Genomic DNA, 14,092 nt, shown 5'->3' with positions numbered 1-14,092 from the left:
TATCCTCATCTTTTAATTGCTTTTAGTGCAGCACTCATGCTTTCTAGTGTTTTATCTATCACTTCTTCGTCATGGTCTACTGACAAAAAATTACATTCAAATTGAGAAGGAGGTAAAAATATTCCCCTTTTCAATAATTCTTTGTGGAATTTCTTAAACATTTCCGTATCTGCTTTTTTAGCATTTTCATAATTTTTAACTTCATTGACACCGAAATATAAACAGAACATTCCTGGTGCACTGTATAAAGCAGTTTTCATTTTTGAAGTCATGTCATAAATTCCATCCACAATTTTGTCCGTTCTTTCCTTTATTTTTGTGTATGTTTCTTTTCTTTCTAATATATCTAGTGTTTTTAATCCTGCAGCCATAGAAACAGGATTTCCATTGAAAGTACCTGCGTTATATACATGACCTTCAGGAGATACTTCATTCATTATCTTCTTTTTCCCACCAAATGCAGCAAGAGGGAAGCCTCCTCCAATAATTTTTCCCATAGTGATAATATCCCCATTGACTTTGAAGTATTCTTGGGCACCACCTAAGCTTACCCTAAATCCAGTGATAACCTCATCCATAATCATTAACGTTCCATTCTGTTTTGCAACTCTTTTTACTTCCTTTAAATATCCTTTTTCAGGTAAAATACAACCAGCATTAGCTATAATTGGCTCTATAATAATTCCTGCCACATCACCCTTTTCAATTATTGATGACAATGCCCCGATGTTGTTAAATTGGACAGAAATAGTATTTTTTATAGAAGCTTTTGGTATCCCCTTTGAACCTGGGATGGACGAAGTCATTACTCCAGATCCAGCCTTTACCAAAACTACATCATGAGCTCCATGAAAGCCTCCATCAAATTTCACAATTTTATCTCTTTCAGTTATACCTCTAGCAAGTCTTATTGCACTCATAGTTGCTTCGGTACCAGTGTTAACACACCTTATCTTTTCAACATTAGGCACAACTTGAGATAATCTCTTGGCAAAGATAATCTCATTTTCTGTCGGTGTTCCATAATCAGTTCCCTTTTCAAGTTGATGTTTTACAGCATCAAGAATTTCTGGATTTTTATGGCCCAACATCATTGGCCCATAACCTAAACAGTAATCTATGTAGCTGTTACCCTCTACATCTAATAACATTGCCCCCTTGGCCCTTTCAGTGAAAAAGGGGTAAGGTTTCATGGCTCTTACAGGACTATTAACTCCTCCACATAGATACTTTTTAGACTCGTTAAAAAGATCTTTATTATTTCGCATGAATAATCTTCAAGATAGAAACTTATAACTATTTCGAATCACTATCTATCTTTTTAAGAAGCTGAATTGCATCTTCTTTCTTCAAATCTACCTTTTTTTCCTTAACAAATATAGAAAAATTAGAGAGACACGCTCCTAATTGTTTTTCTGAGTTCTTTATTATTTTGTCCCACCGTCTTTCTGGGAAATACAAGACTTTTGCGGATTTGAAGATTATCTCAGATTCTTCTTGATTTATTATATTTTCATCAACAGCTCTTTTTATTGTTTCTCTAATGTTGACAAGTGGTTCTGATATTGGAATAAATTCTTCACTGTCAAATGACAAGGCAACTTCGTCATCAGAATTAATGATTCCATCCTTGTAATATTGGTAAATCTTTCCAATTCCTACCATGCCGTACCTATCGAGTTCTGAAGCTCTTAATGCACCCATACTTGATGAGCCGTATATTCTTGCACCATTCGTCTTTAGAACTTCCATTATCTCTCTTGGCGACACTGCACTCTCTCTAAAGAAAACGCCATCAATAATCCCAATTACATCCATACTTTCTGAAATAGCATTTGGGATGTCCCCTCGCCTAATAGGGGGTGCATAGATAACTTCTCTTTTTTTATTTGAAGACAAAATCGATTTAGCCTCTTCTATTGGGAGGCTTGGGCCCAAATAGATAATAATTTTTATCAACTTCTTTCATCCGCCCTCTTGATCCGATCCTTGAATTATCAATACCATATTGTTCAAGCTGTGGAACAAGAACTCTAACTACGGGTATCTGAAGTTCGCTCCTTGTAAGATCAACAACTATGGCTCTATTAATTCCATTCTTAGTCAAAATTTCCAATAACGTATTAATATCTTTAAGTATATCATCTGAAGCTTTAATTGTGAAATCAGATGTTTTTGACTTTATATCAAATTCATTAAGATAATACCAGTTTAATCTTCTAATTCTGTCGTATCCTATCTTTCTTTTCATTTCTGCTTTCTGCGTATCTTCTCTTGCGCCGTGAATTTGAGTCAATCTTGACTGTGCCGCTTCCGTTATAGCGCGATATAAGGCTACTTTTGGGTCGATATGGGTCCCCATCCCCATTACCATAAGAGTTGGATCCTTTAATCTCAAATCATCAATAACAGCAAGAATTGTAGGAACCATGATATCTGATGTAATATCTTTAAAAATAATTTCTATTTCATTTTCCTTAAATCTATTAATAAAATCATCAAGCAAAGGATCATTTATCTCAATTACAAGACTCTTTGGAAAAGTTCTTTTCATCTCAACAAGAGACCATGCATCTCTTTCAATAACTTCGCATAATCCGTGAAAAATTGCTTCTTCCAAAGTATTTCCAGAAGCCAACCCATTTGTATTTGTTCTGAAAAGAGGATAATCTCTTTTTAGAGGATATGGGTGGAAAACTGAATTTGCTGGGACATAAATCTCTTCTTTTCTAATCAGGTCATAACCTTTGACCCAACCTAGTTTTATATATTCATTATACATCTCTTTGGCAGGTAATGATAATTCATAAGGAGATAAATAATTTACTTTTCCATCTAATTCAGATTGTGAAGAATCTAAAATCATCTCTTCATTAACTTCAGAAGAATATCTTTCTATTCCTTCCATTATTGCAGATACCTCTGCTTCAATTTTTGAAACACCTTTTCCATTGTAGACAGAAACTGATCCCAAAGTAGCATCAGGTCTGATGGCTGAGAAAACAGGGATTCCAAGTCTGTCTAGATCCGTTATATCTGCAACTCTTGTAATTCCACATATCTCTAGTTTTTGTTTGACAATTTTAAGTGTATCTTCTGGAGGAATAGCTCTGTGAGTATCCTTCATATATTGTTTTTTACAGCTTTTTAATTCCATTTTATCTACCGTATAATGAACCATCCATCTGGATATCAATCAGATAGTCAAAAGGTACAACATTACACCAACCTGCTTTATCAAAAATACTCATAAAACAAAAGCCAATTACCTTTTTTTGTTTGTTACCTATCTTATCTAAGAATATTTGAACGTTTTCTACATCGGGACCTCCGCGCATAGCTAGGCCACCCATTATAACTACCAAATCTGGATTAAGGGGGTCTCCTCCCTTGGAAAAATTATAATCAATATCAGAAAGATTGACTTTGTAAGGATTATCGATATTAAGTGACGGGACATATATAATTTCTTTATTCATCTCTCTAATAGAATAACATAATAGTTCAATTATCGGGGTGCATGTGTAAGGATTTCCAGTATATACTATTTTTTTAATTTCTTTTTCACTGTTAATGTCTTCAACAACTTTCTTGAAGCTTCTTAAAAAACCCGTAATTCCTTTAGTTATTGATTCAATCTTCTCCAAAGTAATCTACCTCTTCTTCAAAATATTTAAAAAGTATTTCTTCAACATTTTTTTTCAAAATATCTATATTTGTTCCTTCCTGAGCAGATATTTTTATGCCTCCTATTTCTTCTCTAAAACCCCATTCATTTAAATCCGTTTTATTTAAGACTTTTATAAAGGGCACACCTATGAAATTCTCAGATATTTCGTTATATAGGCTAGTCTGTTGTTCCATACTGTAACCGCATGATTCAGTTGGATCAAAGACAAATAAAATTAATTTTGCAAGATACTTCAATGCAGATATAGCTTGTAGTTCAATTGGATTTCTGTAACTAAGTTCTCTATCCAATAGCCCGGGCGTATCTACAACCTGTATCTTTCTTCTGTTGTAACTAAATGAAGAAACATTGATTCCTTTTGTTGTAAAAGGGTAAGAATTTATTTCTGGCTCAGAATTGGTAAGAGCTTTCATGAGTGATGATTTTCCAACATTAGGAAATCCTGCAATAACAACCGTGTATAATTCTGGATTTATTGAAGGAAGATTTTTTAATCTATCTCTAGCATGATTTAAAAATTTTAGATTTTTTTCTACCTGTTTTAATATTGATATGTACCGACCATAACATTGTTTTCTTAGAATTGATGCATCCTGAGAAGACTTAGCTCTTCTAATATTTTTTATATACTCTATTTTAATTGAGTTAATTGTATTCACAGCAAAAGAAACAGCACCTAGATTGTGCCTTAATTTATCTATACCCACAATTACATCTATCAGTTCTCGTGTGAAGGGGGGCAATCTATCAAACGAGGGATATCTATCCACAACCTTGAAAAGAGATTCTGCCAAAGTCTCACCGGCAACTGTTACTCTAATTGATTCCTTTTCTTTAACCATCTCATTAATGTTCTTTTTACTAGAAAGGGCCTTTTTCTTGGCATTTTTGAATGCCTTATCCACTATCTCATCTATATCAATACGAGGTATTTGTTTAAACATATGAAAATCCTTGTTAATTATATCCCAGTGTCACTCTTTAAAGAATCTAGGGCATATACCTTTAAAAACCTCTTCTTAAGTTCGCTTGAACTATAGGGCAATCTCTTGTCAAGTCTCATTATTTTTGTAGTAAGTCCACTTTTGCTTATCCGTTGCTCAATCCATGATGAATACTGATCAGGTCCGAGAAAAATTATATCGGGATTTTCTTCTAAAACTGGCGCAAAAAAATCTTTTTGATCTCCAAGTATAACTTTTTCGACCATTTTAAGGCTTTCAAGAATCAATTTACGTTCATTCTCATTAAATATTGGGGCACGACCTTTAAATTTCTTAATAGTTTCATCTCTTGCTATAATAACGGTGACCTTTCCTAATTTTGATGCCTCTTTTAAAAAATAGATATGCCCCGGATGAACAACATCAAAATTACCGGCTATAAGAACCTTCAAACGATCACCTTTATTTTATTAAAAAGGTTATTTTATAAATATTGTGGAAAAGGTTTCTTATAATGCTCATTGCCGTAAGGAACAAGAAGAAAAAAGATGAAGTTGAAATCCTAGAAGTTCTTAGTGGGAAGATTGCTACAAAATACCTTCTTGTTCTTGTCCAAGACGGAGAGCGATTTGTTCCTAAAAAATTTAGAAAACTTGAAGATGATAAAGAAACAATCTTGATGCCAAAAGAATCACTTAAACTTCTGAGAAGTGATACCATTTACATATCAAAAGACCACTTCACCGAGGATATATTGAATTTATTTATCAACATGCTAAAATCTTATGGCGCTAAATTTGATTTTATTTCTTTATGCAAGTTCTGCTTGATTGAAAATAGAATCAATACTAAAGGAACGCCCTACACCTATCACTCTGAGCCAATATGTGAAATATGTGCAAAATCTGAAATTACAAAAGATTTGAACTATAAAGGGATCAAAGATACAAAACTTGCTGAGAAATTACTGAAAAGATATTCTGACGTTGACAGGGTGCTTATGGTTTTTGATCCAAAGTTTGATCCTACACGAGATTCATCTATCACGATGTACGATAGAATTGACGCTTCTCGCCTTGACATTAAAATCCATAAAATATCTGATCTTGGTATATCTAATGAATTCAAAGAAAGATTTTTTTCAAGAGGCATCAACGAACTTACACCGGTACAATCAATTGCAATAGAAAAGGGACTATTTAATGGTAAAAATTTTCTCATTATGAGCGAAACTGCTTCAGGAAAGACCTTGATTGGAGAATTATCATTTTTTTCAAAATATAAAAAGGGAGATAAATTACTTTATTTATCCCCTCTAGTTTCACTTTCTTTACAGAAGTATGAGGACTTTAAAGAGAACTATCCTGATAACAGCATTTCCTTGAGAGTTGGGTTATCTAGAATTGCCGAAAATCCAAAAGATATAAACAGGTCTTTAGATTCAGACATAATAATTGGAACATATGAAGGCATAGACCAGATTTTTAGATCTGGGATTACTATTAGCGGTATTTCTACTGTTGTAATAGACGAAATTCACATGCTCCAAGACAAAGAAAGAGGCCCTTTATTAGACAGCTTAATATCAAGACTATATATTTTGTGCCCAAGGGCTCAGTTTATTGGATTATCTGCAACTGTTGGAAATCCAAAAGAACTCTCAGATATACTCAAAATGGAACTTGTCAGTTATGACAAGAGGCCTGTTCCACTTGAAAGGCATGTTATTTTCTGCACTGGTCACGGTGGGAAACTTCATACTATCTCTAGATTAATAAGAAAGGAAAATTCAGAAATCTCTTCAAAAGGCCACAGAGGGCAAGTAATTGTTTTTTCTAATTCAAGAAAGAATTGTCACTCTCTTGCTGAACATTTTAAGACAAGAGGGATAAATGCAGCAGCTTATCATTCTGGCCTTCCTTTTAAGGAGAGACGAGAAATAGAAAATAAATTTTGGAAAGGAAAGCTTGATACAGTCGTCACTACGGCAGCACTTGCTGCAGGCGTTGACTTTCCAGCATCAGCAGTAACTTTCGAAACGCTTTCCATGGGGATAGAGCCACTTAAGATATTTGAATTTCAGCAGATGATAGGTAGGGCTGGCAGACCATCTTTTCATGATAAAGGAAAAGCTTACCTTTTGGTAGATCCACAAGAAAAGTACGGCGATGTTTCTGAAGAAGAACATTGTTTTTATCTTTTAGATAATAAATCTGAGAAGGTAGATATTCAATATGATAGTGATACATCCCTAGAAAGAATATTATCGATTATTTCCACATTTTCCAATTTATCCGTTGGTGAAATAAAAAGAAATTTTGAAATGGGATTTGCACCATCTTTTGACAATGTATTTATTGATACTTTACGAAAGGAAGGATTGATCGATATCAGGGCAGATAAGGCAAATATTACTAAATTTGGTAGGATAGTCTCCTCAAATTTTCTTAAAATACCTCATGCACTTTTCATGAAGAAATTTAATAGAGAGGACGTTAGGGAAATTATTTTTCAAACTTTACCATTGCCCAATACTTACCTCACAAGTAAACTCCAAGCTATTCTAAAAATTGATTCGTCTTCTCTTTTCTCTGGAACAACTCTAGAAAAAATTTACTTCCAGAATAGAAAGGAAGCCCTATCTAGGCACGGTGAAGAAGTCTTGATAAATCTTTTAACTGAATTTTTTGCCTGTGGTTGTAAAGACGCCCCATATTGTAATTGTCCAAAGATTGAGATTGGGAAAAGATTATTAGATTTAAGAAAAGCAAAATTATCGCCCCACAGAGTTAGTGAAGAGTTCAGAAAAGATTATGGCCTTAAAATATTTTCGGCAGATTTAATCAATTGGCTAGATTCTGCAATAAGAACTCTTGAAACAGCAGAGAAGATATTTGCCTTATACGGTAAGGAGAAACAGCGAAAAGCCACAATAAAAGAGATAGAGAACATCGTAGGAAGGTAATTTTCTAAAAAATCCTTAAACAAAGATAAATCTAATATTAATTGATTTTATTTACAGTCATTAATTAATCTATAATTTTTACTTATTTAGCTTCAAAATATATTGAACTATATCATTATATTTAAAAATATAAAAGATATTTAGAATATGTCGAACAGGTGATATAAATGGAAAAAAACAAAAAAATATTAATCGGAGGAATCGTTATTATCCTAATTGCAATAGCTGCATATTTCGCCTTCTTTGGAGCCCAAGAAAAAACTTACACTGAAGATACACAAGGGGCTATTACTGTAAAAAAAGGAGATATATTCAAAATTACTCTCAAATCCAATCCAACTACTGGATACCAATGGAATGCAGATTTTGATGAAACTATAATCCAACTAGTCGATTCATCTTACAAAGCCGATGAGCCACAACTTATGGGAAGTGGCGGAATTGAAATATTTGAATTCAAGGTAATTGGATCTAACACAGACACTAATATCAAGTTCTCTTATGCTAGGCCATGGGAAAGCGTTCCTCCAATAGATGAGAAGTCATTTGAAATTAAAATAAAATAATATTTTTTATATTTATTTTATTATATCTTCAACAACATATTCTTTGAATATTTTGACAACTTCTTTTTTATTGTCTTTCCAAAATCTGTTCTAAAATTCTTCCATCCATATGTTTAATATTTCAATTGTTTAAATAAATCTCTTTACTTATTAGTTATTAGAAATAATTTATCATTGATTGATAGAACAGTGTTCAAATAAATCTCAAAAAATTAGAAAACCTTATAAATATCTTATTTGTTTTTACTATGAGGGATTCAATGAGGGAGAATTTATTCAAACCTACTTATGTTCTTTTTGAGAATGCTCTCTCTTCCGTTTATTGCTATTATTATTATGGCTATTGAATTCCCTCGTGAAATTTATCCCTATTTAGGGAAATTTAACGGGGTGTTTTTTTGGAGTTTAAATCCAGAGAGGAGATAATAGAATATCAGAATAAAAAACTAAGATGTTGCGTAGATTACGCTTCGAAAAACTCTCGATTTTTTAAAGATACCTTGAAAAGATGCAATCTGAAAGCTGACGATATAAAAAATATCGATGACCTTCACAAGCTTCCATTCACAACAAAAAATGACCTTCGGGACAACTACCCCTTTGGGCTTGTGGCAGTACCAATGGAGGAGATAGTAAGATTTCATGCATCTTCTGGAACAACAGGAAAATCTACTGTTGTTTACTATACAAAAAATGACCTTAATACCTGGTCTGATTTGATGGCGAGAGTTCTGGCAGCTACGGGCTTAACAAAAAAAGATTCTATGCAGATTATATACAATTATGGCTTTTTTACAGGAGGATTTGGTTTTCACTATGGCGCTGAAAAACTTGGAGTTTCCGTAATTCCAACAGGGTCTGGTAACACCAAGAAACAAATTGAGATAATGCGTGATTTTGGTACAACCTCATTCACAAGCACACCCTCATATGCAATATATCTTGGGGAAGCAATAGAAGAAATGGGAATCAATCCCGAAAAAGATCTTAAATTAAAGATTGGCGTCTTTGGAGCAGAACCTTGGGGAGAGGGTATGAGACAGAGAATCGAAGAACTGTTTAATATTAATGCCTACGATAACTACGGAATCTCAGAGCTATGTGGTCCCGGAGTAGCTGTTGAATGCAAAGAAAAAGATGGGCTTCATGTCTGGGAAGATCATTTCATAATGGAAATAATCGATCCAAAAACTGGAGAAATTCTTGGTGAAGGTGAGAGGGGAGAACTAGTTTTTACGCCATTATGGAAGGAAGCAATGCCTCTATTTAGGTATCGCACTAAGGATATCTCTGTAATATACGAAGACAAATGCAATTGTGGCATTCCTTTTAGAAAAATTGAAAGACTCCATGGAAGAAGTGATGATATGCTCATCATAAGGGGAGTTAATGTTTTCCCAAGTCAAATTGAGGAAGTAATTCTAAAAAATTCAACATTTAAAGGACATTATGCCATAATTGTTGAAAGAAAAGGGCCTCTTGATCACTTGACAATTGAGATAGAGGTAACAAAAAATCTTTTTACAGGGAATCTTAAAGATTTGATTCAACTCAAAGATAAAGTTGAAGAAGATCTAAAGAGCGTTCTTTTAGTAAAAGCAAATGTTAAGCTCGTTGAAGAAGGAACAATACCAAGGTCCCAAGGTAAAGCTCAACGAGTCATCGATAAAAGAAATTTAGAAAGATAGGAGGAATTAAATGATATTTGGTCTACCCGAAACAACATTTTACGTTGTTTTAATAGTTCCAGTGGTAATATCCCTTTTACTTTTGTTTTGGGGATTTAAATATAAAGCGGAGGAGGATAAATAATGGCATCAATAATGACGACCTCCCTAGTTGTAATCTACTTTATTGCGATGCTTGCAATAGGTGCCTGGGCATCTAAGAAAGTAAAGAGCAGTGAAGATTACATAGTAGCTGGAAGGAGTTTAGGATTTTGGTTTTTTGTTATATTAATTGTTGCTTCTACAACAAGTGGTATGACTATATTGGGAGTTGCAGGGTTAGGATATACTGCAGGATGGCCTAGCATATGGGAGCAGATATTTGTTCCATTGACTACTGCAATCTGTATATTGTTCTACGGAACAAAATTGCACAAAATCTCAGAAAAAATGGGCTATATGACCGTTCAAGACTATTTTGCACACAGATTTTACAGCCCAAAACTAATGAGAGCACTTTCAGGACTAGCAGTAGTTGTTACTAGCGGTATCTATCTTGTTGGTCAATATACTGCAATAAGTATAATACTTGTATGGCTCTTTGGTATAACTCATACTGAAGCACTTTTAATAGCAGGTATAATAGTTTTAATGTATGTAACATTAGGCGGATTATATGCAGTTGCATGGACAAATATGATTCAAGGAGCGTTCATGATAGGTGGAGTTCTTATAGTGGCCCCCTTCGTTATAAAGGCTGCTGGAGGACTTACACACATAAACACAGTATTGGCATCTATAGATCCAAACATGGTAAATCTCGCTTATCCACAGATGCATCCACCATATGCAGGTTATGCATTTATGACTCCATTATATCTAGTATCGTTCTTTTTCCTACTGGCAATAGGACTTGGATCTGCTCCACATATTGTTAACAACGTACTTGCTGTTAAAAAGGACAAATACTTTAAATTTGCACCTTTTGTAGCATTCGGGATATACGTTGTAATAATGTACCTAGTAAAGATTGTTGGATTTGGAGCAAAGACAATGGTATCAGATGGAATTATTAACGTTCCTTATGCAGATTATTCTTTTGTGGCAGCAGTTAACTATGCATTACCTTCAATTGTATGGCCTTTGTTTGCCGTAATGGTTTTATCGGCGGTCATGTCAACTACAGATAGGCTCATGCTTACAATAGGAACTTCAGTGAGTTGGGACATCTATAAGAATCTAATAAATCCAAAAGCCAATGACAAAAAGATCACCGCCGTTAGCAGGGCAGTAGTTATAGTTGCCGCAGCATTAACACTTTACCTTGCCGTAAAACCGCCACAACTCCTAGCACTATTAATCTGGATGGGAATAGGAGTGATGCTTTCAACATTTGTAATGCCTTTACTCGCTGGTCTTTACTGGAAAAGAGCTACAAGAGAAGGAGCACTTGCATCGATGGCCGTTGGATTCTCAACTGCAATACTCTTTGGATTTGTCCATCAATTCATAATGAAGTTACCAATGCACTTCAGCATGTTTAGCTTCGTTTTAGCTGTAATTACAATGGTTGTTGTAAGTCTACTTACAAAGAATCCATCAGACAAAGTCTTGAAAGATACTTTGACCGGTCCATTCATCCAGACAAAGAAAAGGTGAACTACTTGGAAATACTATCCGTATTCATTGAAAACAAACCAAAAAGGCTTTCGAAGATAATTGAAGAGCTATCCAAAGGAGGAATCTCTATATCAGGACTTGCAATTGCAGATGCAGGTGACTTTGGAATAGTAAGACTTATCCTAGATGATGTAACAAAAGCAGCCTCAATACTTTCAAAACATGAAATGATAGCAAATATACAGAATGTAGTTGGTGTTAACGTAAATAAAACAACTATTTCAGAGATAGCTAAAATTCTTGGAGAAAACAACGTCAATATTGAAGATGCACTTGGATTTGGATTCATTGACAACGAAAAGATATTGGTATTAAAAGTGGACAATATTGAACTTGCAAATAAGATCCTTTCTAAAGAAGGATTTAAAATTTATTAATTTATTTTTTTTCAAAAAGCAATAGTTCAAGATAGGATCTTCTTTCACTTTCTAGAAAAAGGGAATCAAACAGATTTTCTATTTTTGCAATGTCTTTAATATTTTCTGACTTTAACTCTATTTCAATATACTCACCTAGGTCTTCAACATCATCAATCAACAAAGTGAAATCATTATATTGGTAAACCTTTCTTTTCTTCCTTATATCCATTATTTTTGTATATCCAAGCTTCTGAAGAATTAGCTCTATATCGCCCGAAACAAAAGCCTCAAACTCCTCTCTTGATTTGGATATCTTATCAAGCTTTGGTCCTTTATATGTTAATATAGCTTTATTTCCTGAGTATCTAACTCTTAGTGCTTCATCTGTTTGTTTAAAATCCCTCATCGGCGAGGAAAAATATATATCTTCTTCTAATCTTTCTTCAAGAAAAACTGATTTCTTTAAGATTTGATCAATTCTCCCTCTACTATACTTGTCAATTCTAGCTTTCATCTCGAGTTCAAGCATAAGTTATTTTAATATCACTCTATTTTATATGTTTGTTGATTTAATGAAGTTGAGTGAGATAGCGAGAGAATATGGATATAGCTTTGATAATCTTAAGAGATATAACGAAATGTTTGGGGATAAACTCCCAGATTTTTTGAAAGCAAATGAAGTTGAGAACAAAGATTCAATTAGAATTAATACGATAAAAATATCAAGAAAAGAGTTACATGAAAGACTTACCGAAAATGGATTCTTATTAAAAGATGTCAAAGATTTTGGTTTTATTATTGAAAAATCAAAATTTTCGGTCTCTTCTACCCAGGAAAACCTTCTTGGATATTTATACATTCAAGGTGTTGCTGAAATGAACGTTTCTCCGATTCTTTCTCCCCATAAGAATGATTTTGTGATAGATATGTGTGCGGCGCCCGGAGGCAAGACAACTCATTTATCTGCAATTATGGAAAATGAAGGAATAATATATGCTTTTGACATAAATAAGAGAAGGCTTTCTGCACTCAAGAATAATATTTCCCGGCTCGGGTGCTTGAACATAGCTGTCTTTAATATAAACGGTGAAGATATAATTAAAATAAAAAATAGCCCTGATAAAATTCTCCTTGATGCACCTTGTACTGGTAGCGGTATAATGAGGAAGGATAGTTTGAGAAAATCCTTAAAGAGCACGCATGATGTGATTTTCTTAAGTGAAATCCAAAAAAAACTCATAAAAGCAGCAATTGACAGTTTAAAAAGCGGAGGAACTCTTCTTTATACTACATGTAGCTTAGAGCCAGAAGAGAATGAATTTGTTGTTCAGTGGGCACTAGAAAATTTTGATATTAAACTTATGAAGATTGATACAGATATTGATGGAATCCCTCTTGAAAAGGGATTCACTGAAATCTTTGGAAGAAAACTATCTGATGAAATTTCTTTATGCAGAAGATCCCTTCCCCATATCCATAATACCAACGGCCTCTTTATGGCCAAAATTTCTAAATGTTAAAAAAGTGTAAAATAGAACCTAAAATTCCACCTGCTATAGTTGCCGCAATATTTGTATGATTGTTTCCAAAAAAGTCATACCAAGTTTCAAGAGTTGCACCAATTATACTATCAATGTTAGAGCCTACAAATCCCGCTATACCAGTTATCAAAATAATACGCACGTCTCCAAGCCCTGCAAGATATGCCATTATTCCTATTAAAAAAGCAACAATAAGCTCTGCGAACTCTCCCAATAGTGTTACTCCTCCATCTGCCCCAGTTTCTACTACCTTAAAATTAGTAATCAATCTTGGTTTATAGTTAGAAAGTCTTCCTATTTCTCCTCCCGCAGTATCTGCAGCTGCAGTTGCTAGCGCACCGAGAAATCCTAGTAGAAATATATTACTATCTAGATTAAGATAGATTGGAGCAATATAATACAAAACAGCAAAAAAAGAAGCCACAATACCATTGCCAAATACATTAATATAACTTCTCGCACCTTTATTTTTCTCAGCAACTCCTTTTCTACTTTTTTCTTCATATCTAAATTTTGTTGCTATAGAAGCAGTTATAAAAAAGAATGCAAGAATGAAAAAGAACTTAAATCCACCAAAAACAATAATCGGAATCCCAACAAAAACACCGGCGAGAAACCCAGAAAGGTCAACAGCTCTAAATTTAAAGGATAAGCCTCCAAAAAGAAGGCAAAAGCACGT

14 protein-coding genes are annotated in these 14,092 nt (G+C 33.9%); 6 read left to right on the top strand and 8 right to left on the bottom strand.

What is annotated here, in order from left to right; translation table 11 throughout:
• Positions 1–5: 5 nt before the first annotated feature.
• The 6 genes from hemL to KO464_06100 are packed head-to-tail and all read right to left on the bottom strand — an operon-like array spanning position 6 to position 5,087.
• The gene (gene hemL / locus KO464_06125) at positions 6–1,268 is read right to left on the bottom strand and encodes a glutamate-1-semialdehyde 2,1-aminomutase (protein MCC7572948.1); all 1,263 of its coding nucleotides are present in this window, start codon (positions 1,266–1,268) and stop codon (positions 6–8) included.
• Between the two features lie 28 nt (positions 1,269–1,296).
• On the bottom strand, positions 1,297–1,959 hold the full coding sequence (locus KO464_06120) for a TfuA-related McrA-glycine thioamidation protein (protein ID MCC7572947.1): 663 nt from the start codon (positions 1,957–1,959) through the stop codon (positions 1,297–1,299).
• Complete coding sequence (locus tag KO464_06115; GenBank protein ID MCC7572946.1) at positions 1,907–3,157, bottom strand: YcaO-related McrA-glycine thioamidation protein; 1,251 nt, start codon at positions 3,155–3,157, stop codon at positions 1,907–1,909. The genes KO464_06120 and KO464_06115 overlap by 53 nt, the downstream gene beginning before the upstream one ends.
• Before the next feature lies 1 nt (position 3,158).
• Positions 3,159–3,647 carry a DUF2124 domain-containing protein gene (locus KO464_06110; protein MCC7572945.1) on the bottom strand — a complete coding sequence of 163 codons (489 nt, stop codon included), beginning with the start codon at positions 3,645–3,647 and terminating at the stop codon, positions 3,159–3,161.
• Positions 3,634–4,635 (bottom strand): 50S ribosome-binding GTPase, encoded by a 1,002-nt coding sequence (locus KO464_06105; GenBank protein ID MCC7572944.1) that lies wholly within the window; start codon positions 4,633–4,635, stop codon positions 3,634–3,636. The genes KO464_06110 and KO464_06105 overlap by 14 nt, the downstream gene beginning before the upstream one ends.
• Before the next feature lie 17 nt (positions 4,636–4,652).
• Entirely contained in the window at positions 4,653–5,087 is a 435-nt protein-coding gene (locus KO464_06100) for an adenylyltransferase/cytidyltransferase family protein (GenBank protein ID MCC7572943.1), read from the bottom strand.
• A 62-nt stretch (positions 5,088–5,149) separates the two neighbouring features.
• Here KO464_06100 and KO464_06095 point away from each other — a divergent pair, with 62 nt between their 5' ends.
• The 5 genes from KO464_06095 to KO464_06075 all read left to right on the top strand — a co-directional run bounded on the left by KO464_06095 (position 5,150) and on the right by KO464_06075 (position 11,890).
• Positions 5,150–7,600, top strand: a complete 2,451-nt coding sequence (locus tag KO464_06095) for a DEAD/DEAH box helicase (protein MCC7572942.1) — start codon at positions 5,150–5,152, stop codon at positions 7,598–7,600.
• A gap of 167 nt (positions 7,601–7,767) precedes the next feature.
• A complete protein-coding gene (locus KO464_06090; GenBank protein MCC7572941.1) occupies positions 7,768–8,166 on the top strand; it encodes a protease inhibitor I42 family protein in 399 nt (132 codons plus the stop codon).
• A 398-nt stretch (positions 8,167–8,564) separates the two neighbouring features.
• Entirely contained in the window at positions 8,565–9,854 is a 1,290-nt protein-coding gene (locus KO464_06085; GenBank protein MCC7572940.1) for a phenylacetate--CoA ligase, read from the top strand.
• A 123-nt stretch (positions 9,855–9,977) separates the two neighbouring features.
• A complete protein-coding gene (locus KO464_06080) occupies positions 9,978–11,492 on the top strand; it encodes a sodium:solute symporter family protein (GenBank protein ID MCC7572939.1) in 1,515 nt (504 codons plus the stop codon).
• Between the two features lie 5 nt (positions 11,493–11,497).
• On the top strand, positions 11,498–11,890 hold the full coding sequence (locus tag KO464_06075) for an acetolactate synthase (GenBank protein ID MCC7572938.1): 393 nt from the start codon (positions 11,498–11,500) through the stop codon (positions 11,888–11,890).
• Between the two features lies 1 nt (position 11,891).
• On the opposite strand, the gene cyaB is transcribed toward KO464_06075, so the two are convergent.
• Positions 11,892–12,401: a class IV adenylate cyclase gene (gene cyaB, locus KO464_06070; GenBank protein MCC7572937.1), complete on the bottom strand. Its 510-nt coding sequence runs from the start codon at positions 12,399–12,401 to the stop codon at positions 11,892–11,894.
• A 43-nt stretch (positions 12,402–12,444) separates the two neighbouring features.
• Between cyaB and KO464_06065 the strand changes: the two genes are divergently transcribed.
• Positions 12,445–13,392, top strand: a complete 948-nt coding sequence (locus KO464_06065) for an RsmB/NOP family class I SAM-dependent RNA methyltransferase (GenBank protein ID MCC7572936.1) — start codon at positions 12,445–12,447, stop codon at positions 13,390–13,392.
• Here KO464_06065 and KO464_06060 read toward each other — a convergent pair.
• Positions 13,382–14,092 (bottom strand): DUF92 domain-containing protein (locus KO464_06060; GenBank protein MCC7572935.1); only part of this gene is annotated, 711 nt, incomplete at its 5' end. The genes KO464_06065 and KO464_06060 overlap by 11 nt on opposite strands.

This window comes from Methanofastidiosum sp., assembly GCA_020854815.1.
GTDB lineage: Archaea > Methanobacteriota_B > Thermococci > Methanofastidiosales > Methanofastidiosaceae > Methanofastidiosum.
Note: the sequence above shows the minus strand (reverse complement) of the source record. Positions and strands in the feature narration are given on the sequence as shown.

Excerpts from the sequence above, each read along its gene's own strand:
- KO464_06095 (MCC7572942.1), top strand. The coding sequence starts at position 5,150 with ATGCTCATTGCCGTAAGGAACAAGAAGAAAAAAGATGAAGTTGAAATC.
- KO464_06090 (MCC7572941.1), top strand. The coding sequence starts at position 7,768 with ATGGAAAAAAACAAAAAAATATTAATCGGAGGAATCGTTATTATCCTA.
- KO464_06065 (MCC7572936.1), top strand. The coding sequence starts at position 12,445 with ATGAAGTTGAGTGAGATAGCGAGAGAATATGGATATAGCTTTGATAAT.
- KO464_06080 (MCC7572939.1), top strand. The coding sequence starts at position 9,978 with ATGGCATCAATAATGACGACCTCCCTAGTTGTAATCTACTTTATTGCG.
- cyaB (MCC7572937.1), bottom strand. The coding sequence starts at position 12,401 with ATGCTTGAACTCGAGATGAAAGCTAGAATTGACAAGTATAGTAGAGGG.
- KO464_06105 (MCC7572944.1), bottom strand. The coding sequence starts at position 4,635 with ATGTTTAAACAAATACCTCGTATTGATATAGATGAGATAGTGGATAAG.
- hemL (MCC7572948.1), bottom strand. The coding sequence starts at position 1,268 with ATGCGAAATAATAAAGATCTTTTTAACGAGTCTAAAAAGTATCTATGT.
- KO464_06115 (MCC7572946.1), bottom strand. The coding sequence starts at position 3,157 with ATGGAATTAAAAAGCTGTAAAAAACAATATATGAAGGATACTCACAGA.